We start from the raw sequence: 21,723 nt of genomic DNA, 5'->3' as shown, positions 1-21,723 counted from the left end.
GTTCACTCCATTCGATGTTGCCTCTTCAAGCGCTTCAAACTCCTGTGCCGCCGAGTTCCGCGATCAATGCATCGAGCTTCTCGAACGCGCCTTTCCAGCCTGCATCGTGACCGTCACGCGCGGCTTCATCGAAGAACTGCGAGTGCGTGAAATTCATTTCCGTGCCTTCGTCGACGGGACGAAACGTGATCGTCACGAGCGAGCGGCGCTCGGGCAGCGTCACCCACTGCCACGTGAACACGAGCTTGCGGTCGGCCTCGACTTCCTGATATTCGCCGCGGCAATCGTGCGTTTCGCCGTCGAGCGTCTGGAACACCACGCGAAAACGGCCGCCCACGCGCGGATCGGCTTCCGCGCTCAGCACCGGCCCGGCGTCGGGGCCCCACCAGCGCGCCATCAACTCCGGTCTCGTCCACGCGGCATAGACTTTCTGCGGCGGCGCCTTCAGGCGCCGTACGATCGTCAGGCTCGGCTTCTGCATATTCACTCCTCTCCTTCGACAAAATCGGCGAGCCGGTCGAGGCTCGCGGACCAGAAGCGCTCATAGCGTCTGAGCCACGCCATCGCCTCTTCCATTGGGCCGGCCACCAGGTCAACCGACACGGTCCGCCCATGCTTGGCACGTGTGATCAGCCCGGCGTCGCTCAGCACGTCGAGATGCTTCATGACGGCGGGCAGCTTGAGCGGCAATGGGCGTGCGATTTCCGTGACGGACAGGCCCGGCTCCCGCTCGAGGCGGGCGAGGATGGCCCTCCGCCGCGTGGGGTCCACCAGCGCGGAAAACGTACGATCGAGTTGACTGACAGGAGACTTCACCATGTGGTGAACTATAGAGACTCGGCGCGCGGTGTCAAGGTGTTCTATGTCTACTTTTTCTCGGAGCTTGAGACCGGGGAATTGGCGCGGCGCTGAGCAACGTATCCAACCTCGCCTGCGCCGCGAACCGCGATCAGCTCGTCAGCGCGTTGCGCTTGCTGGCGTGCACGCTGAAAGATCGTCCGCGCGCGCTGTTCGGCACGATTTGACGCGCTACGTGCGTAGCGGTCTGAAGAAGCTGCGGATCTCGGCGGCCAGCAGATCGGGCTTTTCCATCGCGGCGAAATGGCCGCCGCCCGGCATGTCCGTCCACTGCGCGACATTGAAGGTTCGTTCGAGCCAACTGCGCGGCGGATGGCTGATCTCTTTCGGAAAGCGCGCAAAGCCGACGGGCGGCACTATGCGCTGGCCTTCGGCAAAACGCATCGGTTGAAGGCGGTTCTCCCAATACATCTGTATGGCCGGCCCGATGCATTGCGTGTACCAGTAGAGCGAAATGTTGGTCAGCAACTCGTCCTTCGAAAACACGCGTTCGACGTCGCCTTCGCAATCGCTCCACGCGCGAAATTTTTCGGCGATCCAGGCGGCGAGTCCAACCGGCGAATCGTTCAGCGAAGCGGCGAGCGTCAGCGGCTTCGTCGCGTGCATGTGGGCATAGCCGCCTTCGAGTGCGGCCCAGTCGTTTTTCTCGCGCAAAAAGCGCTCTTCTTCCGAGGTCAACGGTCGTTGCGCCGCGCCGATTGCCGGCTCGTAGGAACTCGGCAGGAAGTTCAAATGAACGCCGTCGACGGCCTGCGGATGCCGCGCCGCCAGCGCAAGCGATACACCCGCGCCAAGGTCGCCGCCTTGCGCGCCGAAGCGCCGATAGCCAAGCCCGCTCATCAGCGACACCCAAAGATCCGCGACCTGAAACGCCGACGTGCCCGGTTGCGCGGGCGCCGGCGAAAACGCGAAGCCAGGCAGCGAAGGCACGACCACATCGAACGAATCCGCGGGATCTCCGCCGAACGCCGCGGGATCGCAGAGCCGTTCGAGCAGCGCCTCGAACTCGACAAACGAACCGGGCCAACCATGCGTGACGACGAGCGGATAAGGCGCGTGACCCACGCCGCGCCGATGAATGAAATGCACGCGCTGTCCATGCACATCGGCGATGAATTGCGGCTGCCGGTTCAGGCGCTGCTCGGCCGCGCGCCAGTCGAACTGGTTCGCCCAATAGTCGACGAACTCGCGCAGCCATGCCGGGTCGATGCCCTGCTGCCATGCGGGCGACGGCGTCGCGGGCGCCCAGCGCGTTGCACGAATACGTCGGCGAAGATCGTCCATGTCGGCATCAGGCACGGCGATATGAAACGGTTCGATCTGCATGGGCGTCATCCAGGTTGAAGTAGCCGATAGCGCACTGCCGAGCCGCGAGACTCGCGGCAATGCGCTCGCGCGAACCACGAAATTATCGGCATGGTACACAATGGCCGCATTTCCGTTTCGTGCGCTGGAGATCGACATGCTGGGAGCGCTCGCCGCCCTGCTTCTATTTCAATGCCTTGGAGAAGGCGTGTCTTACGTATTCCATTTGCCGGTGCCGGGCCCGGTGATCGGCATGCTGTTGCTGTTCGGCTTCATCATGATGCGCCCGCAAACGGCGGACGCAATCGAGCCGACCGCGCTCGAATTGCTGCGGCATCTGTCGCTGCTGTTCGTGCCTGCGGGCGTCGGCATCATGGTGTCGGCAAGCCGCATTCGCGGCGATGCCGTTGCGGTGATCGTCTCGATTGCCGTCAGCACGACGCTCGCGATTGCAGCGGCCGCGCTCGTCACGCGTGCGTTGATGCGCCGGCAGCAGCGCCGGCAACCGCACGATCGCGCCGATACGGAGGCCGCACAATGACCGCGTTACCCAAGCTCGGCGCGATCTGGGTCTATCTTGCGGCAAGCCCGCTGCTCGGCCTCACCATCACGTTGATCGCGTATCTGATCGCGCAGACGTTGTATGCGAAGGCGCGTTTCAATCCGCTCGCCAATCCGGTGTTGATCGCGGTCGCGCTGCTGGTCGCGGTGCTGGAGATCACGGGCACGCCGTACGCCACGTATTTCGAGGGCGCGCAGTTCGTGCACTTCCTGCTCGGTCCCGCGACGGTCGCGCTCGCGTTGCCGCTCTATCGTCAGTGGCCGAAGCTGCGGCGCTATGCGTTGCCGCTGTTAGGCGGGCTCGTCGCCGGCTCGTTGACCGCGATCGTTTCGGCGATCGGCGTGGCCGCGCTGTTCGGCGCATCGCATCAAACGCTCGCATCGCTCGCACCCAAGTCCGCGACGACGCCGATCGCGATGGCCGTCGCGTCGGAAATCGGCGGGATTCCGTCGCTGACCGCAGTGCTCGTTATATCGACGGGCGTCTTCGGAGCGGTCTTCGCGCGGGCCATCCTCAACGCGCTGAAGATCGCAGAACCCGAAGTGCGCGGTTTCGCACTCGGCATTGCGTCGCATGGCATCGGCACGGCGCGCGCCTTCCAGGTCAGCGAGCAGATGGGCGCGTTTGCAGGGCTCGGCATGGGGCTTAACGGCGTGTTCACCGCGTTCGTGGTTCCTGTGCTGATGCCGGTTGTTGCACGCTGGTTGGGTGCGTGAGCGAAGGTTTCTTTCATGCTTCAGAAACAGATTAGCCCGTGAATCAAGGGTTAATCTGAAACACGCCGGCGCGCTTAGCTCCGCATCGCGGACAGTAACGGCGTCGATTTAATCATTAACTAATTCGCCATCCGAACTAAACAAAGAGCGTGGCCAGCAAGCGCTCGCGACACCTCATCAGAACGCTGCCCGCCCATTCGTCCCGCATAGTTTGAAGCGCCGTCTGTTTTATGCCATGCTAGCCACGCCCCAAAAGGATCATCACGGCTAGTCATCAAAGAGAGGGCGTGAGAGGCGACCAATCCTGTTGTCCATTCCTCAGGAGGAGACATGATTGTGTCATCGCAAGCGCGCAGCATTCGCTGTGCCGGACGCGTGCCCGGCGTCGCCGGTTTCCCCGCTTTTTTATCGCAGCCTTCCCTTCCCGCCGCGCGGTTCAAGTACCTGCATCGCGCGGCCGCCGTGTCGAGCTTCGCTTTACTAATCGGACTGTCGTCCGTCTGTCACGCCGACACGCAGGTCGGCGGCACGTTGCCGCCCGCGCCGGACATACTCTATGGCGACCTGTTCGTGGCCGTGCAAACGGCGCAGATCTATCCGGACCAGAAGACCTTCGTCGATGCAACGCCGAATGCGGATCCCGCCGCAATCGTGCAGCTTTATCACCAGCAGAGGAGCAAGCCCGGCTTCTCGCTCGCGAACTTCGTGAACCAGTACTTCACGCCGCCGAGCGAGCCGGTCATCACGCCGCCCGCGAATCAGACGCTGCGTGAGCACATCAACTGGCTGTGGCCCGCGCTCACACGCACGACCATGAGCGCGCCGCCGAACAGCTCGCTGATTCCATTGCCGAAGCCGTACGTGGTGCCCGGCGGACGCTTTCGCGAAGGCTACTACTGGGACACCTACTTCACGATGCTGGGCCTTCAGGAAGCGGGCCGCGAAGATCTCGTCGACAACATGCTCGACAACTTCGCGTACATGATCGACACGTTCGGCCATATTCCCAACGGCAATCGCACGTACTATCTCGACCGTTCGCAGCCGCCCTTCTTCTCGCACATGGTGGAGCTCGCGGCCAAGGTGGAAGGACGCGGCGTCTATCAGAAGTACCTGCCGGCGCTGCGCAAGGAATACGGCTACTGGATGCAGGGCGAAAGCTCGACGCCGGCCGGCTCCGCGACGCGCAACGTGGTCGTGATGCCCGATCGGACGGTGCTGAACCGCTACTGGGACGAGCTCGACACGCCTCGCGACGAGTCCTATCTTGAGGACATTCAGACCGCGCAAAAGGCGACCGGGCGCAATCCTAACGACGTCTACCGCGAACTGCGCGCCACCGCCGAAAGCGGCTGGGATTTCAGCTCGCGCTGGTTCGGCGACAACATGACGCTCGCGACGGTGCGCACCACGTCGATCATTCCCGTCGATCTCAATAGCCTGATGTTCCACCTGGAGATCACCATCGCGAAGGGCTGCGGCGAGACGCGCGATTTCCGCTGTGTCGGCGAATTCGCGGGACGCGCGGCGAAGCGCGCGCTCGGCATCAATCGCTACTTGTGGAACGCGAACGGCTACTACGGCGACTATGACTGGCAACTCGCCAAACCGCGCGAAAACAAAACCGCGGCGATGGTGTTCCCGCTGTTCGTCGGCGCCGCGTGGCCGGATCGCGCGAAAAAGACCGCGCAGCAGGTGCAATCGACGTTGTTGCAGCCAGGCGGCCTCGTCACCACGACGTACAACACCACGCAGCAGTGGGATGCGCCGAACGGCTGGGCGCCGTTGCACTGGGTCGCGATCCAGGGCTTGAAGCGCTATGGTCAGGACGCGCTCGCGCAGCAGATCGGCACGCGCTTTCTCGCCGACGTGAAAGGTGTCTATGCGTCGGACAAGAAGCTGGTCGAGAAATACGTAGTGGAAGGCGCGGGCACGGGCGGTGGCGGCGGCGGCGAATATCCGCTGCAGGACGGCTTTGGCTGGACGAACGGCGTGACGCTGAAACTGCTGGACCTGTATAGCCCCGGCGAGTGAGTTCGCCGCGACGCGAGGAGACCAGAGGCTGGCGGCAGACTTCCGGGACCTGGAAACACTGTATAAAAACACAGTATAATGACAGGCATGAACCCGTCATTTCCTGGCCGGGGCCTGCGCGCCCGGCGTTGAATCATGGTGTCCCAGCAAGGCCTGTTTGCCCCCGAGCCCGTTACCCTGTTTAGCGACAACGAAGGCGGAATGCGTTATCTGCCCGACCTGGTCCCGCTTGCGCTCGCGCAGCAGTGGTTCGGCGAGGCGCTGAAGAACATCGGCTGGAGCAGCCATCAGCGGATGATGTACGAGCGCGAGGTGGCCGTGCCTCGGCTTATCGCCACGTTCCTGCGCGAATCGGCGGACTTGCCGGCGCCGCTTGGCGAGGCGTTCGAAGCGGTGCGCTCGCTCGTCGGCGCGCCGTTTAACCGCGTGGGTCTGAACCTGTATCGCGACGAACACGACAGCGTCGCGCCGCACAGCGACAAGACGGCGAACCTCGTGCGCGGCGAGCCGATCGCGATCGTATCGCTCGGCGCTGCCCGTCGCATGACGATCCGCCCGAAGAAAGGCCCCGGCCGCGCGGTGCATGTCGACCTCGAGCCGGGTAGCTGTCTGGTGATGAGCTACGCGTCGCAGTTCACGCACGACCACGGCATTCCAAAGCTCGGCGAGCGCGTCGGGCCGCGTATCAGCCTGGCATTTCGCTGCTACAACGGGCCACGGGAGTAGGCACGCCTGCGCGCGCGCAAGCCCCCGCCCGCATCCCCCGCCCAATCACACGGCAAAAACGTCCGGATTCTCGAGCAAGGGCACAAACTTACCGCTGCGGCCGTCGAGTGCAAGCATCACGCCGCTTTCAATCTGGAAGAGCCAGCCATGCAGTTGCAGCGTCTTGTTCGCGAGCCCGACCGCCACCGACGGATGCGTGCGGATATTAGCCAGTTGGGCCACCACGTTGTCCTTGACCAGCGCGTCGAGACGTTCCGCCGCCGACTCATAGGTGCGCGACGCATTGATCGCCTTCGCGGCATCGGCGTGACGCAGCCAGCCGGCCACCGCCGGCAGATGTTCGAGGTTCGTGTTGCTCGAGATCGCCGTCATCGCGCCGCAATTCGAGTGGCCGCATATCACGATGTCGCGTACGCCGAGCACCGCCACGGCATATTCGACGGTCGCCGACACGCCGCCCGGCTCGGGACCATACGACGGCACGATATTGCCCGCGTTGCGAATCACGAACAGCGCGCCGGGTTCCGACTGCGTCAGCAGTTCGGGCACCACGCGGCTGTCCGAGCACGTCACGAACAGCGCGCTCGGGCTTTGCGCGGCGGACAGGCGCTTGAACAAAGCGCTTTGCTGCGGAAACACGTCGCGTTGAAAGCGGATCAAGCCCTCGATGATTTCCTGCAAGATGTTCTCTCCGATAGTCGAAGGTTCGAAGTTGCGCGGCGCGCAGCGCACAGCCGCTACGGATTCGCGCGACTATACCGCGTTGCCGCGTTGCCGCGTTGCCACGCGATGGGCATGCGCCGCCGAGGCCGCCGCGCAACACGCCGCGCCAGTGCGACCCGGCGTGTCCTTGCCGCGTCGTCGCGCCGTCAAAGCCGGCGCATTGCCGGCCCAGCTACAACGACCTCACGGCCCCGTCTTGTCGAAATCGCGCGTTTCGAGTTCCACCGATTGCCCGCCGTTTTTTTCGAGCACCCGCTTGGTGGCGTTTTCGATCTGCGCGCGGTTCGCCTCGAACGTGCCCACGAGATCGTGCGCCGACGGCCCGCCGTTGCCGAAATGGTCGTTGAGCGCGTCGAGCGATACGCTGCACCAGACGTCCTTTCCGTCGACATTGGCTTCGAAGGCGACGCGCGCAGCCGCCACCACTTCACGGCGTCCGGTGAATTCGATCCTCATAATGATCCTCCATGTGTCGAAAGAATTGCGGGAGTCGCAAGCCTTGTGCCATGACGGCACGCACCGCTTCACTGCAGCACTACGCTGCGAAGATTCCCTGCAAGGTGCATACTCGCTTTCGGCCGCTCGAACGGCCACGCCGACGTCATAGCGCCGACCGTGCATCATGCATCAGCCAGGCACCGCCCGGCAGACGCACCCACTATTCTGATACCAACTTCGCCCCATGTCCCGCCATCCGCAATCGTCGCGTCCTTTGGTCATTGCCGCCGTCATGGCTTCGATGGCGATGGTCGCCATCGAAGCCACCATCGTATCCACCGCCATGCCGCAGATCGTCGCACAACTCGGCGATCTGCATCTGTATAGCTGGGTCTTCTCGTCGTTCCTGCTCGCTCAAACGGCGATGACCGTCGTGTTCGGCAAGCTGGCCGATCTCTACGGCCGCAAGCCGATCATGCTGGCGGGCATCGCGATCTTTCTGATCGGCTCCGTGCTCGCGGGCTTCGCGTGGTCGATGCCGGCCATGATCGCATTCCGGCTGATTCAGGGCGTCGGCGCGGGCGCGATCCAGCCGGTCACGCTGACCATCGTCGCGGACCTGTATCCGGCGCGCGAACGCGGCAAGGTGCAAGGTTATCTCGCGAGCGTGTGGGCGATTTCGGCAGTCGTCGGGCCGATGGTCGGCGGCTTCATCATTCACAACATGTCGTGGGCGTGGATCTTCTGGATGAACGTGCCGATCGGCCTCGCGTCGGCTGCGGGCTTCATCGCGTTCCTGCGCGAGGGTGAGCGGCACGCGCGCCCTTCCATCGACTTCGCGGGCGCAGCGCTCTTCATGGCCGCCATCGCCGCGTTGATGACGGCGCTCACCTACGCGGGCGACGACGACCTCGCGCATGCGTCGATGGCCGGCGCGGCGTTCGTCGTGTGCCTGCTGCTGTTCGTGCTGCAGGAGCGCCGCGCCAGGGAGCCGATGATCTCGTTCGCACTGTGGAGCCGCCGCCCGATTGCCGCGTGCAACGGAGCGACCTTGCTCTCCGGCATGATCCTGATGGGCTCGACCACGTTCCTGCCGATGTACGTGCAAGGCGTGCTGAACCGCTCGCCCGTGATCGCCGGCCTTGCACTGACGATGATGATGGTCGGCTGGCCCGTCGGCGCGACGCTCGCTGCCAAGGTGTTTCACCGCATCGGCCTGCGGCGCATGCTGATCGCCGGCAGTGCGTTCATTCCGGTCGGCGCGGTGCTGCTGCTGTTTCTCGCGCCGGGCGGCTCGCCGCTCGTCGCCGCGTTCGGCTCGCTCATCATGGGCTTCGGCATGGGCACGTCGAGCGTCAGTTGCCTCATCCTGATCCAGGAAATCGTCAAGATGGAGGAGCGCGGCAGCGCCACGGCGTCGAACCTGTTCTCGCGTAATCTCGGCAGCACGCTCGGCGCGACGCTGTTCGGCGCGGTGCTCAACTTCGGGCTGAGTCATTCGGGAGGCAGCGCCGCCGTCAGGTCCGATCAACTGAAAAGCCTGCTGCAAAATCAGGCGGCGAATTTCGGCGGCGGCGACGCGATCCGCATGGTGCTGCATCAATCGCTGCACCTCACGTTCATGTCGATCTTCGCGATTGCGATTTTTGTGGTCGTGCTGCTGACGCTGGTGCCGGCGATCCACATCGGCGCGGAGAAAAAGATGCCGCTGGAGGCGCTGGCGCCGCTGAAAGATTGAAGCTTTGCGATGCGAGCTGCGCGACGGCAAGCCAACGCCGCCGCTTCGCGCCGCCCATGCGCAACGCGTCAGCCCTTCGCGTACAGCGTCGAATCAGCAAACCCTTCCGCCGCCAGCACGTCGCCGACCAGAATCAACGCGGTGCGCTCGATCTGCGTCGACTGCACCTTGCCGAGAATATCGTCGAGCGTGCCGGTGATCTTCTCTTCGTCCGGCCAGCTCGCGCGATAGATCACCGCGATCGGACACGCGCCGCCGTAATGCGGCCGCAATTCGTCGACGATACGCGCAAGGTGCCGCACGCCCAGGTGAATCGCCATCGTCGCACGATGCCGCGCGAGATCGGCAAGTTGCTCGCCTTCGGGCATCGCGGTTTTCGTCGCGTAGCGCGTGAGAATGAGCGTCTGCGAAACGCCGGGCAACGTCAGCTCGCAACCGAGCGCGGCCGCGCTGGCAGCGGTCGCCGTCACGCCCGGCACGATCTCGTAGGGAATCGCGAGTTCGCGCAGTCTGCGAATCTGTTCGCCGATCGCGCCATACAACGACGGATCGCCCGAATGCACGCGCGCCACGTCCTGGCCTTTATCGTGTGCGCGTTTCAGCAAGGCCACGATCTGATCGAGATCGAGCTCGGCGGTGTTGACGACCTCGACCGCCGAATGTCCTTCCAGCACCGCAGCCGGCACCAGCGAACCCGCATACAGAATCACCGGACAACGACGCACGAGGCGCTGCCCTTTCACCGTGATTAGTTCGGGGTCCCCAGGACCCGCGCCGATAAAAAACACCGTCATTCAAAGCTCCATGATTGATGCAGACCATTCAGTGCGACCGAGGCAGCGCTTCGAGCAAACTGGCGGCGCTGTCAAACTCGCGATCCACCGCGGGCAATGACGGCCGGCGCAGCATCACAACCGGCAAGCGGCGCTCGCGTGCGACTTCGAGCTTCGCCTCGGTCGCGCTGCCGCCGCTATTCTTGCTGACGAGCACGTCGAAGCGTTGCAGCGCGAACAGCGCGCGTTCGCCTTCCAGCGTGAACGGTCCGCGCGCTGCGAGTACGCGGGCGCGTGCGGTATCGGCGTGCGAGTCCAGACAGCGCACGAACCAGAACTGATGCGCGGGAATCTCGTCGAGATGCGCGAGCGGTTCGCGTCCAAGCGTGAAGAGCGGCCGCGCGAATGGCGCCAGCGCCGCCGTGAGTTCGTCCCAGTCAGCGACCATGCGCCAGTCGTCGCCGGCTTGCGGCTGCCAGGCGGGCCGGCGCAGCGCCCAGCACGGCACGCGCGCGGACCTGGCCGCCTGCGCCGCGTTCGAGCTAATTTGCGCCGCGTACGGATGCGTCGCGTCGATCACGAGGCCGATCGCTTCCTGTTCGATATAGCGCTGCATCCCTTCACTGCCGCCGAAGCCGCCCACGCGCACTGCGCAGCACAGATCGTCGGGCACCTTGCCGAGTCCGGCAAGACTGTAGACGTCGTGCGCAGCAAGCTGCCGCGCGATGCGCAACGCGTCGCCGGTGCCGCCGAGCAGCAGAACCCGCGTCATCGCGCCGCTCCGATCAGATTGCCCTGGCGGTCGATCGCGAATGTCTCGACGCTCACCTGCGGCGGCACGATCTCGCGCGCCACGCGAAGCGCATGTTCGCAGACGATGTCGGCGAGCGGCACCTGTTGCGCATGCGCGAGCGCGACGGCCTGCTGACTCGTGTTGGCCGCGCGAATCGCGGCCTGCAACGCGTCGTTCGCGCCGTGTTCGGCGGCCCATGCGGCGAGCCGTTCGAGGTCGATGCTCGAGTTGCGGCTATGCAGATCGAGGTGGCCCGCCGCGAGCTTGCTCAGCTTGCCGAAGCCGCCGCAAATGCTCAGCCGCTCGACCGGCGCGCGCTTCATATGCTTGAGCACCGCGCCGACGAAATCGCCCATTTCGATCAACGCGATGTCGGGCAAGCCGTAATGCGCGCGCATCGCGTCTTCGCTCGCGTTGCCGGTGCAGGCGGCGACATGCGTATAGCCGTTCGCGCGCGCGACGTCGATGCCTTGATGAATCGACGCGATATACGCCGAGCACGAGAACGGGCGCACGATGCCGGTCGTGCCCAGAATCGACAGCCCGCCGAGAATGCCGAGCCGCGGGTTCATCGTCTTGAGCGCGAGCGCTTCGCCGCCCTCGACGCCGATCGTCACTTCGAAGCCGCCGCGATAGCCGTGCTCGGCGGCGAGTTCGGCGAGGTGCGCGGTCATCATCTGACGCGGCACGGGGTTGATCGCGGGCTCGCCGACCGCGAGCGTCAGTCCGGCGCGCGTGACGGTGCCCACGCCCGGTCCGGCGCGAAACACCACGCCCGCTTCCGCGACGAGGCGCACGCGCGCGAACACCACGGCGCCGTGCGTGACGTCGGGATCGTCGCCGGCGTCCTTGATCGTGCCGGCCTCGGCGCCGTCGTCGGTCAGGCGGCAGAACACGAGCGGCATCGGCACATGCTGGCCCTTCGGCAACACGATTTCGGCGATGTCGCTGACCACGCCCGCGAGCAGCAGACGCGCCGCCGCCAGCGACGTCGCGGTGGCGCAACTGCCTGTCGTGTAGCCGCTGCGCAGCGGCGCGGGTTGTTCGGCGGTCTCGTCGCGCATCGCGGTCAGGCGGAGCGTTCGGGCTCTGTGGGCGACTTGCAGCGCGCTCGGCGCTTGAAGACTTCACCACATCGAGCAAGGTGATCGGCAGCGCCTGCCGCCACGTATCGAATCCGCCGAGCGGTTGTGCATCGGCAAGCGCAATGCGCGTCAGCGTGCCGCCATGCTGTTCGCGCCATGCGGCAAGCGCCGCCTCGCCTTGCAACGTCACGGCGTTGGCGACCAGCCGGCCGCCGTCGCGCAGACTCGCCCAGCACGCGTCGAGTACACCCGGCACCGTCACGCCGCCGCCGATGAACACCGCATCCGGCGTCGGCAGCCCGTCGAGTGCTTCAGGCGCGCGGCCCGCGACGAGTTGCAGACCCGGCACGCCCAACGCGTCGCGATTGTGTTCGATAAAGCGCTGCCGCTCCGCGTGCGCTTCAATGGCAATCGCGCGGCAAGCCGGATGCGCGCGCATCCATTCGATGCCGATCGAGCCGCTGCCCGCGCCCACGTCCCACAGCAATTCGCCGGGCGTCGGGGCGAGGCGCGCGAGCGTGATCGCGCGCACATCGCGTTTGGTCAACTGGCCATCGTGGCGAAACGCGTCATCGGGCAAGCCGCAAGTGAGCGGCAGACGCGGCGCGCCATCCGTCGCGCGGCATTCGAGCGCGATCAGGTTCAGCGCGGCAACGTCGCGCGCGGACCACTGATCCGCGCGGCCGTCGATGCGCCGCTCCGCGTCGCCGCCGAGATGTTCGAGCACGGTCATGCGCGTCGCGCCGAAGCCGCGCGCGTTCAGCAGCGCGGCGAGCGCCGCGGGCGTGCCGCCGTCCGCGCTCAGCACGAACACGCGCGCGCCGTCACGCAGATGCGCATTCAGCGTCGGCAGCGGCCGGCCGACCAGCGACACGACGGCCGCATCCTGCAACGGCCAGCCAAGCCGGGCGGCGGCCAGCGATAACGACGAAGGTGCGGGCAGCACGCGCAACTCGTCGGCCGGCAACTGCCTGGCCAGCGTCGCGCCGACGCCGAACAGCATCGGATCGCCGCTCGCCAGCACGCAGACGGAGCGGCCGCGCTCGGCGAGCAACGGCGCGAGATCGAACGGACGCGGCCACGCGGCGCGGCGCGCGGCGAGCCGCGCCGGCAGCATCGACAGATGACGCTCGCCGCCGTAAATCGCCGACGCCTCCAGCAACGCACGCCGCGCGGGCCGTCCCAAACCGGCGAAGCCGTCGTCGCCGATGCCCACTACCGTCAGCCACGCCGGCATGCATCCTTCCTCATGATGTCTCTCAAAACAATGCGCTGCGCCACGCCGGTCAAAGCGTCCAGCCTCGTTGTGCTATCCGAAAAAAGGCATAATACAGCCGCCGGTGCCCTTCGGGGCCTAAGAGGGAACACAGCGGGGAAACCATCGCCGCTGCGGCTGCCCCCGCAACTGTATGCAGCGAGTCCGCCTGCGCTAAGCGCCACTGGTTCGACCGGGAAGGCCGCGGCGGACGACGACCTGCGAGCCAGGAGACCTGCCGGCGAGACTGTTCGTGCCAGCCAACATCGGGCGGGGTGTACCGATGCCGCAGCCAAGCCGCTTTATCGCTTGCTCGGGCCGTCGCGCGACGCTAACCGCGGTGTCCGTCTTGAATCGAGCTTCTCCCTCCTCCACTGTATTGCCTGACGCGGCTTTCGCGCTGCGGCCCTCGGCGTGTCCGGGGCTCCTGCGGATCGTCGCCGCGCGCGACGGCGGCATCTGCCGGATCAAGCTGCCGGGCGGCGAACTGAGCGCGGCTCAGGCCCACGCAATCGCGGATGCGAGCACGCGGCACGCGGCGGGCGTGATCGAGTTGACGAACCGCGCGAATCTGCAACTGCGCGGCGTTCGTGGCGGCGAGGAAGCGGCGTTGATTGCGGCGTTGGTCGATGCGGGGCTTGGGCCTTTGGCGGAGGCTTCTACTTCTTCTGAAGAAAAAGCCGACACCAGGTCTTCCGCCGCCCTCACCGCTTCAGCCGCCGACGACATCCGCAACGTGATGATCAGCCCTGCCGCAGGGCGCGACCCCTCCGCGCTTTTCGACACAAGGCCGCTTTGCACGACTTTGCTCGCGCTCTTGCAAAGCGACGCGCGTTTTGCGGCGCTGTCGCCGAAATTCGCACTGCTCGTCGACGGCGGCGAGCGTCTTGCGCGGCTCGATCATCCGCATGACGTGTGGCTCGCGGCATCGCAGGATGGTTCCGGCGAGATCCGCTTCGTGTTCGGCCTCGCCGGTTGTCCACCGGTTGCTGCGACGAATTCGGCGACGATTGATGCAGGCGCACTCGCCGCCGTGCTGCCGTCGCAAGTTCCGGCGCTGGTGCGGGCGCTGCTGCATACGTTTCTCGATCTCGCCGCCGACTCCGACACGACCCGCATGCGTCAGCTGCTCGCCGAACATTCCGCCGACGCAATCCTGCGACACGCGCAAACCTACGTCGATTTCCCGTTGGCACGCGACGCAGCGCTCGCCGAGTGGCAGCGCAGCACGCCCGCCGATGCCACGCTGCGCGTCGGCGCTCACGCGCAGCGTATCGCGGGAACGTGGCACGTCGGCGGTCAACCGCTGCTCGGCCGCATCGACGCAACCGCGCTGCATGGCCTCGCTTCGCTGGCGCGGCAACACGCGAACGGCGCGCTACGCATCACGCCGTGGCAAAGCGTTCTACTGCCCGACATCGCCACACATGCCGTGCCCGCCGTGCTTGCCGCGCTAAAAACGCTGGGCTTTGCATGCGATCGCAACGACCCCGCTTCACGCCTCATCGCGTGCGCCGGTTCCACCGGCTGTGCAAAAAGTCTCGCGGATACCAAAGCCGACGCGCTCGCGCTCGCGAAGCGCCTGCCCGCGGGCGTCGACGTACACCTGAGCGGCTGCCCGCGCTCCTGCGCCGCCGCGCATTGCGCGCCGTTCACGCTGCTTGCCGCGGCGCCCGGCCTCTACGATCTTTACCGGCGCGACGCACAGCCGGGTTTCGGCGAATGCGTCGCGCGCCGACTGACGATCGCACAAGCCGCCGACACCCTCGCGCAACTCGCCCAAGCCGGACAGACGCACGCCCAGGGCGCACGACCAGAATGCCCGACTCAAATGAGTGATACCGATGCTTGATTACATTCGCGACGGTCAGGAGATCTATCGCCAATCCTTCGCAACGATCCGCGCCGAAGCCGATCTGTCGCGCATCCCCGCCGACCTCGAAAAGCTCGCGGTGCGCGTGATCCACGCGTGCGGGATGGTCGACGTGATCGGCGATCTCGCGTTCTCGCCGAATGCCGGCACGGAGGGGCGTCTCGCGCTCGCGCAAGGTGCGCCGATTCTCTGCGACGCCGGCATGGTCGCGCAAGGCATCACGCGCGCGCGCCTGCCCGCGAACAACGACGTGATCTGCACGCTCACGCACGAAGCGGTGCCGGACCTCGCGCGCGAACTCGGCAACACGCGCTCGGCCGCCGCGCTCGAATTGTGGCGTCCGCGTCTTGCGGGCAGCGTCGTCGTGATCGGCAATGCGCCGACCGCGCTGTTTCATCTGCTCGACATGCTCGATGCCGGCGCGCCGAAACCCGCGCTGATTCTCGGCTTTCCGGTCGGCTTCGTCGGCGCGGCGGAATCGAAAGCCATGCTCGCGGGCGACAGCCGCGGCGTGCCGTATGTCGTCGTGCATGGCCGCCGCGGCGGCAGCGCGATGGCCGCCGCCGCGGTCAACGCGCTGGCGACGGAGGTCGAATGACCGCCGCGCCGCAACGTGCAGGGCGTCTCTTCGGACTCGGCGTGGGTCCGGGCGATCCCGAACTCATCACGCTCAAAGCACTGCGTCTCCTGAAGGCCGCGCCGGTGGTCGCGTACTTCGTCGCGAAGGGCAAGAAGGGCAACGCGTTCAGCATCATCGAGGCGCATTTGCACGACGCGCAGCAGCATCTGCCGCTCGTCTATCCGGTGACAACGGAGGCGCTCGAGCCGCCGCTTTCGTACGAAGCGATCATCGCGGATTTCTACGACACGGCCGCGCAGATCGTCGGCGGACATCTGGACGCGGGGCGCGACGTCGCGGTGATCTGCGAAGGCGATCCGTTTTTCTACGGCTCGTATATGTATCTGCACGACCGGCTCGCCGCGCGCTACGAGAGCGAGGTCGTGCCGGGCGTGTGCTCGATGCTCGGCGGCGCGGCCGTGCTCGGGGCGCCGCTCGTCTATCGCAACCAGAGCCTGTCGGTGCTGTCGGGCGTGCTGCCCGAAGACGAACTGCGCCGCCGTCTCGCCGATGCCGACGCCGCCGTTGTGATGAAACTCGGCCGCAACTTCGACAAGGTGCGGCGCGTGCTCGGCGATCTCGGCCTCGCGCATCGCGCGCTGTACGTCGAGCGCGCGACGATGGGCAATCAGCGCATCGTGCCGCTCGCCGAAGTCGATCCGATGGCGTCGCCGTATTTCTCGCTGCTCGTCGTGCCGGGGGAAAAATGGCAAGGATGATGCCGCCCGCCATCGTGATTCTGGGCGTGGGCGCGTTGGACACGGCGCGGCGCATTCAGGCGCTCACGGCCGGTTCGCAGGTGCATGCGCTGCAAGGACGCGTGCAGGCCGACGTCGCTTATAGCGAACTCGGCGCGCATCTGCGCGAGCTGTACGCGCGCGGCACGCCGATCATCGCGCTGTGCGCGGCCGGCATCGTGATTCGCTGCGTCGCGCCGCTCTTGTCGAACAAGGGCGCGGAGCCGCCGGTGCTGGCCGTCGCCGAAGACGGCAGCGCGGTCGTGCCGCTGCTCGGCGGCCTTGCCGGCGTCAACGTGATGGCGCGCGACATCGCGGCCGCGCTCGGTGTGTCGCCCGCCATCACGACGAGCGGAGAACTGAGGTTCGGCACCTGCGTGCTGAATCCGCCCGAAGGCTACGCGCTCGCCGATCCAGGCCAGGGCAAGCGCTTCGTGTCGGATCTGCTGGCGGGCGAAAGCACGCGCGTCGAAGGCGACGCGCCGTGGCTCGACGACGCGCAACTGCCGCGCTCCGCATCCGCGCGGCTCGCGATTCGCGTGACGCCGCACGCGTGGAATGGGCGCGAGGATGAGCTTGTGATTCATCCACGCAGCGTGGTGGCGGCGGTGGCGTTGGGAGAAGCGTCGGAGATTGTCGCTCGCGTGCGCGCTTCGCTTCAGGCGCACGGCCTCGCTCCGCTTTCGCTCGCGGCGCTGGTGGCGTCGTCGGAAGATATGGCGCACGCGGCGTTGGCCGAAGCCGCCGCAAGCCTGAACGTGCCGCTGCGTTTTGTCGAACCTCGTTCCGCAGACGACCGCTCATCGGCGAGCCTGCCACACAAGCTCTTAAACGCCGCATTGCGCATCCCTTACGAAACGCTCAACGACGACCACGCCCAAGGCGTCGCGCTCGCCCTATCGCCTTTGGCCATCGATCCCCACACGATAGGCCGTGCGCGCGGCCGCCTAACGGTGATCGGCCTCGGCCCCGGCAGCGCCGATCTCATGGTGCCCGCCGCCCGGGACGCGCTCGACGAAGCCACCGACATCCTCGGCTACGAGACCTACGTGAAAATGGCCGGCCCGCTGCGCGCCGACCAGCGTGTGCACGCGACCGACAACCGCGAGGAAATGCAGCGCGCGCGCCATGCATTCGAACTCGCGAGCGAGGGACGCTCGGTGGTGATGGTGTCGTCCGGCGACCCCGGCGTGTTCGCGATGGCCGCGGCCGTGCTCGAAGCGCTCGACGCGTCGGACAACAACGCGTGGGCCGCCGTCGAACTCAGCATCGTGCCGGGCGTATCGGCGGCGCTCGCCACCGCCGCGCAAGCGGGTGCGCCGCTCGGCCATGACTTCTGCATGCTGTCGCTGTCGGACAATCTGAAGCCGTGGAGCATCATCGAAAACCGCTTGCGGCATGCAGCGCAAGCGGACCTCGTGATGGCGTTCTACAACCCGATTTCGCGCGCCCGTCCGTGGCAACTCGACAAGGCGCTCGACATCGTGCGTGAATACCGCGCGGCCGATACGCCGGTCGTGCTCGGACGCGACATCGGCAGACCGGGCGGCACGCTGCGCACGGTCACGCTGGCCGAACTGCATTCCGCCGATGTCGACATGCGCACGATGGTGATCGTCGGCTCGTCAACGACGCGCCGCTTTAGCAAAGGCGCGCAATGGGTCTATACGCCGCGCTGGTATCAATGAGCGCGGCCTGTAGAGCGTGTAGGAGCAAAAGTCACGCCGCCGCCTTGATATCGTCGATCGCGCGCTGCCTCACGCCCAGGTCGTCCCACAACTCGGGGTGACAGGTGAACACGAGTATCTGATGCCGCGACGCCGCGTCGATCAACGCCCGCTTGATCGCGTCGCGGCGAGCGGCGTCGGTATGCACGGCGGCATCGTCGAGCATGAGCAGCGTCGGCCGGCCCGACGCCTTCAATAGATCCGCGTACGCGAGCCGCGTGAGAATGCCGAGCTGTTCGCGCGTGCCGAAGCTCAACGCGTCGAGCGTATCGGCGCGGCCATAGCGGTCGAGCGTCGCGGGACTCAGATCGTCGCCGAGCGCAATCGTCGATTGCGGGAAAATCCGCTTCAGATAATGGCCGAGGCGCTCGGTCAACGGCGCGCGCAGTTGCGCGACCGCCGCATCGCGTTCGGCGACGAGCACTTCATCGAGCAGACTCAAGGCACCGGCGCGCAAGCTCAATTCGTCCTTGCGGCGCGTGGCCTGCTCGATCTTTGCCTCGAGCGCGGCGAGCCGCTCGCCGAGTCCCGATGCACCGACGGTCTCCAACTGGCTGCGCAAATGCGCAATGCGCACTTGCCGCTCATGCTGCTCCTGACGCGCGAGCTGCGCAGACGCGCGATAACGCTGCGCCTCTGCGGCGGGATCGTCCAGACGCGCGGCCTCGAGTTCGCGCTCGCGTCCTTCGCGCTGCTTCGTCAGCGCTTCGACCTGCACGCGCTGTTCGACAATCTTCGCCTGCCATTGCGCGCGGTTGCTGCAAAACGCCGCGTCGCTCAACTGCGCTTCCTTGCGCTGCAATTGAAGCGCGAGCGATTCGGCCGTGGCAATGCCGGTCGAACGCTTTTCCGCGGCATCGTTCAACAGCTTGCGGGCGCTTTCCAACGCGGCGCGCGCAAGGTCGGCGTTGCGCCGCGCTTCGTCGAGCGGCAACGCCGACGAGACATCGGGCAAGCCCGCGAGCCGTTCGTTCGCGGCCTGCAAGCGCGCACTCGCCGAAGCCGACGCCGCGCGCAACGCGTCGATGCCGTGCGGCGCATGCGCGTCGAGCACTTTCGCGTGACTCGTCTGCTGCGCGACGAGCGCCTTCCACTGCTCATGCCTCTGTTCTGCTTGCGCGAGCGACGCCACGCCGAGCGCCTGCAACGACTGCGCGTGCTGCGCTTCGAGCGCCGCGAGTTCGGACAGTCGCGCGGGCAAATCGGAGACGCCGGGAATCACGCGCAACTCGCCGAGTTCGCCGAGACCAATGCGCTTTTCTTCTTCCAGACGCAGCACGCCCTCGCCGCCGATCCGCGCATCGCCCACCGTGATCGATCCGTTCAACCGGTATTCGATGCGAGTCATCGCCGCTTCGGTGCGCGCGCGCAGCACGGTCAACGACGCATCGAGCGAAGCCAGGCGTTTCAGTTTCGTCTCGTCGACTTCGAGCGCGGCCGCGGCGCGTGTCGCTTCGACAAGCGCTTCGTGCGCTTCGTTCGCCGCGCCGATCGCCGCTTCGAGCCGTTCGAGTTCGGCGCGATAAAGACCGATCTGGCTGCGCAAGTCCGCGGCGCTCACCGCTGCGTTGGCGAGTTCAAGCGCGCGGTTTGCATCGGCCGAGGCTTGCTCCAGTTGCACGACGCGGCTCGACGCCTGCCCATGTTCGGTCTCGACGGCGGACACATTGGCGCGCGCCGCGTCGAGTTGCTGACGATCGCGCGCGACGGCCGCCTCCAGTTCCACCGCGGCCTGTTCCTGCTGCAACGACAACGCGAGTTGCGCCTCGCCGACCTTCAGCGCCTGCACGAGATCCTGCACGCCGCGCTCCAGTTGCACGGCGGCATCGGCGCGCTGTTGCGCGAGCAGCGCCTTCTGCTCGTGAAGCTCCCAGGGCCGCTTGCGCTCGGCGTCGTCGAACGCTTCCTGCTGCGCGGCGAGACGCGCGATGTTTTCGTCGAACTGCTCGCGCTGCCGGACAAGATCGTCGCGTTCGGCGCTCAATGTGCTCAGCGCCGCTTCGGCTTCCGCGAGCGGACCGGTGGACTTCTGCGTGCGCGCGGTCAGCAATTGCCGAAGCTCGCGCTGCACGACGGCGATCAACGCGTCCTCTCCCGCCGATTCGCGGCTGCCCGACAATTGCGACAACGCATCGCGCAGATACTGCGCCGCGTGTCCCGTCGAGTCGCGCATTTCCTGCGTGCCGCCCTGCTGCACCCACAGCAAGCCGGGCACGCCCGCGTTCTCGGCCTTCAGCGGACCGCGCGCGGCGCGCGAAAAGCCGAGCAAGGCCGCGAGCTTGTCTTCCGCTTCGTCTTCGCCGTACACGCTTTGGCCGATCTTCAGTTCGCAGCGCTGACGCGTGACGAACTGCTTCGACAAGCGGCATGCAACGCCGTCCAGATCGAAGCTCACTTCGACGGAAGGCTGCCCGCTCGCCTTGCCCCACGGCAACAGATCCTTCAGATGCGAAGCCTTGTAACGTTCGAGGAACACCGCGCGCACGGCCTCGGCAATCGTGCTCTTACCCGCTTCGTTCGGTCCCACGAAAAGATTGAGTCCGGGCTGAAGGTCGTCGATAAAAAGCCGTCCGGTGAACTGCTTGAATTCCTGTATCGCGATGCTTTGTAGCTTCATGCGGACCTCGCCTCACGCGGCAGTTCACGTTGAAAACGCGCCAGCAGCAACAACGCCTCGGCCGCGCGCCGGACCTGTTGCGGATCGGATTGCGGGTCTTCCTGCAGGCCGCGCAGACGCGCGACCACTTTCGCCAGATAACCACTCTGCGCGCCGAGTTCGGCGAGATCTTCGGTGGTGGGCAGCACTTGCAACGCGCTCATGTCGACGCGCAATGCGCGCACGCGCGCGCGGGTTTCCTCGACGGCGACGTGGAGCGCTTCTGCATCGGCGAGCGCGGCCGTGCCGCTCACCGTGACGCGCAGCACGTCGCTGCCGCTCAGCGTGGCGAGGCGCGCCTTCAATGCGTCGACGTCGGTCGGCACGGAGATCGTTTCATCCCACCGATGCCACTGATACTGGCCGACCCGCACCGGCTCGACCACGGCTCGCGCGCTTGGCTCGCTCAGGCTCACATCGAGCACGAAGCCCGGATCGTTCGCGCGAAAACGGTCCTGCTCGTGCGTGCCCGCGTACCACGTGCGATCGTCGACGCGAAGGTGGCCATGCCAGTCGCCGAGCGCCAGATAGTCGAGCCGCGCGCTCGCGGCGCGCGTCGGCGAAATGGGATTGGACGAGTCGATGCCTTCCTGCAGGATGCCGCTCACGCTGCCATGCGCGAGGCCGACGCGGTGATAACCCGGCGGCGTTTCGACGTTATCGAAGAAGCCAGTGGTGTCGTCGTAAGTGATGCGTTGCGTGAGCGGCGCGCACAGGAGCGCGCAGCGGCATGCGTCGAGCAACACGACGCCAGGCTCGAGCACGATGCGCACGTTCGGCGGCACGCAGTTCAGTCGATGCGCGCGCGTCCATACGCTTTCGACGAGCGCCGCGTCGTGATTGCCCGGCAGCATGATCCACGGACCGGCGAACGCTTGCAGCGCGGCGAACAGACGCCGGATCACCGTGTCGGACACGGTTTGCAGATCGAATACGTCGCCGGCCACGAGCACGGCGTCGACCTTGCGCGCGGTGGCTTCGTCCGCGATGCGGCGCACCGTGTCGAAGCGCGCCTGCGCGAGATGCGCGGCCTCGTCCGGCTCGAACTGGCCGAACTGCGTGCCGATCTGCCAGTCCGCGGTGTGCAGAAACCTGATCACTGTGC

General features: G+C 66.2%; 19 protein-coding genes, 1 pseudogene and 1 riboswitch. Of the genes and pseudogenes, 9 read left to right on the top strand and 11 right to left on the bottom strand.

Translation table 11 applies throughout. The annotated features are described in order from the left end of the window. Positions 1 to 34 precede the first annotated feature (34 nt). From ABIE53_RS28935 to ABIE53_RS28925, 3 genes are all read right to left on the bottom strand, one after another. Positions 35 to 481, bottom strand: a complete 447-nt coding sequence (locus ABIE53_RS28935; RefSeq protein ID WP_006047029.1) for an SRPBCC family protein — start codon at positions 479 to 481, stop codon at positions 35 to 37. Positions 482 to 483: 2 nt separating this feature from the next. Continuing rightward, the gene (locus ABIE53_RS28930) at positions 484 to 819 is read right to left on the bottom strand and encodes an ArsR/SmtB family transcription factor (protein WP_376916505.1); all 336 of its coding nucleotides are present in this window, start codon (positions 817 to 819) and stop codon (positions 484 to 486) included. A gap of 210 nt (positions 820 to 1,029) precedes the next feature. After that, the gene (locus tag ABIE53_RS28925; RefSeq protein ID WP_006047026.1) at positions 1,030 to 2,184 is read right to left on the bottom strand and encodes an epoxide hydrolase family protein; all 1,155 of its coding nucleotides are present in this window, start codon (positions 2,182 to 2,184) and stop codon (positions 1,030 to 1,032) included. A gap of 136 nt (positions 2,185 to 2,320) precedes the next feature. On the opposite strand from ABIE53_RS28925, the gene ABIE53_RS28920 reads away from it, so the two are divergent. The 4 genes from ABIE53_RS28920 (at position 2,321) to ABIE53_RS28905 (ending at position 6,201) form a co-directional block, all read left to right on the top strand. Further along, a complete protein-coding gene (locus ABIE53_RS28920; RefSeq protein WP_006047025.1) occupies positions 2,321 to 2,704 on the top strand; it encodes a CidA/LrgA family protein in 384 nt (127 codons plus the stop codon). Beyond that, positions 2,701 to 3,441, top strand: a complete 741-nt coding sequence (locus ABIE53_RS28915; RefSeq protein WP_006047024.1) for an LrgB family protein — start codon at positions 2,701 to 2,703, stop codon at positions 3,439 to 3,441. Before ABIE53_RS28920 ends, ABIE53_RS28915 begins: the two co-directional genes overlap by 4 nt. Before the next feature lie 330 nt (positions 3,442 to 3,771). After that, a complete protein-coding gene (gene treA, locus ABIE53_RS28910) occupies positions 3,772 to 5,475 on the top strand; it encodes an alpha,alpha-trehalase TreA (protein WP_006047023.1) in 1,704 nt (567 codons plus the stop codon). Between the two features lie 135 nt (positions 5,476 to 5,610). Then, positions 5,611 to 6,201 carry an alpha-ketoglutarate-dependent dioxygenase AlkB gene (locus ABIE53_RS28905; RefSeq protein WP_006047022.1) on the top strand — a complete coding sequence of 197 codons (591 nt, stop codon included), beginning with the start codon at positions 5,611 to 5,613 and terminating at the stop codon, positions 6,199 to 6,201. Positions 6,202 to 6,246: 45 nt separating this feature from the next. On the opposite strand, the gene ABIE53_RS28900 is transcribed toward ABIE53_RS28905, so the two are convergent. Both ABIE53_RS28900 and ABIE53_RS28895 read right to left on the bottom strand, forming a co-directional pair. Next, complete coding sequence (locus ABIE53_RS28900) at positions 6,247 to 6,882, bottom strand: carbonic anhydrase (protein ID WP_006047021.1); 636 nt, start codon at positions 6,880 to 6,882, stop codon at positions 6,247 to 6,249. A 225-nt stretch (positions 6,883 to 7,107) separates the two neighbouring features. Further along, the gene (locus ABIE53_RS28895; RefSeq protein WP_006047020.1) at positions 7,108 to 7,380 is read right to left on the bottom strand and encodes a DUF1488 family protein; all 273 of its coding nucleotides are present in this window, start codon (positions 7,378 to 7,380) and stop codon (positions 7,108 to 7,110) included. A gap of 226 nt (positions 7,381 to 7,606) precedes the next feature. On the opposite strand from ABIE53_RS28895, the gene ABIE53_RS28890 reads away from it, so the two are divergent. Next, positions 7,607 to 9,100, top strand: a complete 1,494-nt coding sequence (locus ABIE53_RS28890) for an MDR family MFS transporter (protein ID WP_192699004.1) — start codon at positions 7,607 to 7,609, stop codon at positions 9,098 to 9,100. Between the two features lie 68 nt (positions 9,101 to 9,168). On the opposite strand, the gene cobM is transcribed toward ABIE53_RS28890, so the two are convergent. The 4 genes and pseudogenes from cobM to cbiE all read right to left on the bottom strand — a co-directional run. Continuing rightward, complete coding sequence (cobM, locus tag ABIE53_RS28885; protein WP_192699005.1) at positions 9,169 to 9,894, bottom strand: precorrin-4 C(11)-methyltransferase; 726 nt, start codon at positions 9,892 to 9,894, stop codon at positions 9,169 to 9,171. A gap of 28 nt (positions 9,895 to 9,922) precedes the next feature. Continuing rightward, on the bottom strand, positions 9,923 to 10,645 hold the full coding sequence (locus ABIE53_RS28880; RefSeq protein WP_192699006.1) for a cobalt-precorrin-6A reductase: 723 nt from the start codon (positions 10,643 to 10,645) through the stop codon (positions 9,923 to 9,925). After that, positions 10,642 to 11,730, bottom strand: coding sequence for a cobalt-precorrin-5B (C(1))-methyltransferase (locus ABIE53_RS28875; protein WP_192699007.1), 1,089 nt, complete (start codon positions 11,728 to 11,730; stop codon positions 10,642 to 10,644). The genes ABIE53_RS28880 and ABIE53_RS28875 overlap by 4 nt, the downstream gene beginning before the upstream one ends. 40 nt (positions 11,731 to 11,770) lie before the next feature. After that, positions 11,771 to 12,988 (bottom strand): annotated as a pseudogene (gene cbiE, locus ABIE53_RS28870) (precorrin-6y C5,15-methyltransferase (decarboxylating) subunit CbiE); the annotation flags it as partial. 84 nt (positions 12,989 to 13,072) lie between these two features. Further along, positions 13,073 to 13,263, top strand: a riboswitch (cobalamin riboswitch). 83 nt (positions 13,264 to 13,346) lie between these two features. On the opposite strand from cbiE, the gene cobG reads away from it, so the two are divergent. From cobG to cobJ, 4 genes are read left to right on the top strand one after another with little or no spacing between them, the layout of a single operon-like run. Beyond that, positions 13,347 to 14,858, top strand: coding sequence for a precorrin-3B synthase (cobG, locus tag ABIE53_RS28865; RefSeq protein WP_310075077.1), 1,512 nt, complete (start codon positions 13,347 to 13,349; stop codon positions 14,856 to 14,858). Beyond that, a complete protein-coding gene (locus ABIE53_RS28860) occupies positions 14,851 to 15,477 on the top strand; it encodes a precorrin-8X methylmutase (protein WP_006047013.1) in 627 nt (208 codons plus the stop codon). Before cobG ends, ABIE53_RS28860 begins: the two co-directional genes overlap by 8 nt. Further along, positions 15,474 to 16,217, top strand: a complete 744-nt coding sequence (locus tag ABIE53_RS28855; protein WP_029970557.1) for a precorrin-2 C(20)-methyltransferase — start codon at positions 15,474 to 15,476, stop codon at positions 16,215 to 16,217. The genes ABIE53_RS28860 and ABIE53_RS28855 overlap by 4 nt, the downstream gene beginning before the upstream one ends. Beyond that, the gene (cobJ, locus tag ABIE53_RS28850) at positions 16,214 to 17,923 is read left to right on the top strand and encodes a precorrin-3B C(17)-methyltransferase (protein ID WP_083803793.1); all 1,710 of its coding nucleotides are present in this window, start codon (positions 16,214 to 16,216) and stop codon (positions 17,921 to 17,923) included. Before ABIE53_RS28855 ends, cobJ begins: the two co-directional genes overlap by 4 nt. A 31-nt stretch (positions 17,924 to 17,954) precedes the next feature. Here cobJ and ABIE53_RS28845 read toward each other — a convergent pair whose 3' ends face one another. Both ABIE53_RS28845 and ABIE53_RS28840 read right to left on the bottom strand, forming a co-directional pair. Beyond that, on the bottom strand, positions 17,955 to 20,579 hold the full coding sequence (locus ABIE53_RS28845; protein ID WP_192699010.1) for an AAA family ATPase: 2,625 nt from the start codon (positions 20,577 to 20,579) through the stop codon (positions 17,955 to 17,957). Further along, positions 20,576 to 21,718 carry a metallophosphoesterase family protein gene (locus ABIE53_RS28840; RefSeq protein ID WP_192699011.1) on the bottom strand — a complete coding sequence of 381 codons (1,143 nt, stop codon included), beginning with the start codon at positions 21,716 to 21,718 and terminating at the stop codon, positions 20,576 to 20,578. The genes ABIE53_RS28845 and ABIE53_RS28840 overlap by 4 nt, the downstream gene beginning before the upstream one ends. Between the last annotated feature and the right edge of the window lie 5 nt (positions 21,719 to 21,723).

This window comes from Paraburkholderia sp. OAS925, from assembly GCF_040543975.1.
GTDB classification, from domain to species: domain Bacteria; phylum Pseudomonadota; class Gammaproteobacteria; order Burkholderiales; family Burkholderiaceae; genus Paraburkholderia; species Paraburkholderia graminis.
The sequence above is the reverse complement of the archived record's forward strand: the minus strand, read 5'-3'. Positions and strand labels throughout refer to the sequence as shown.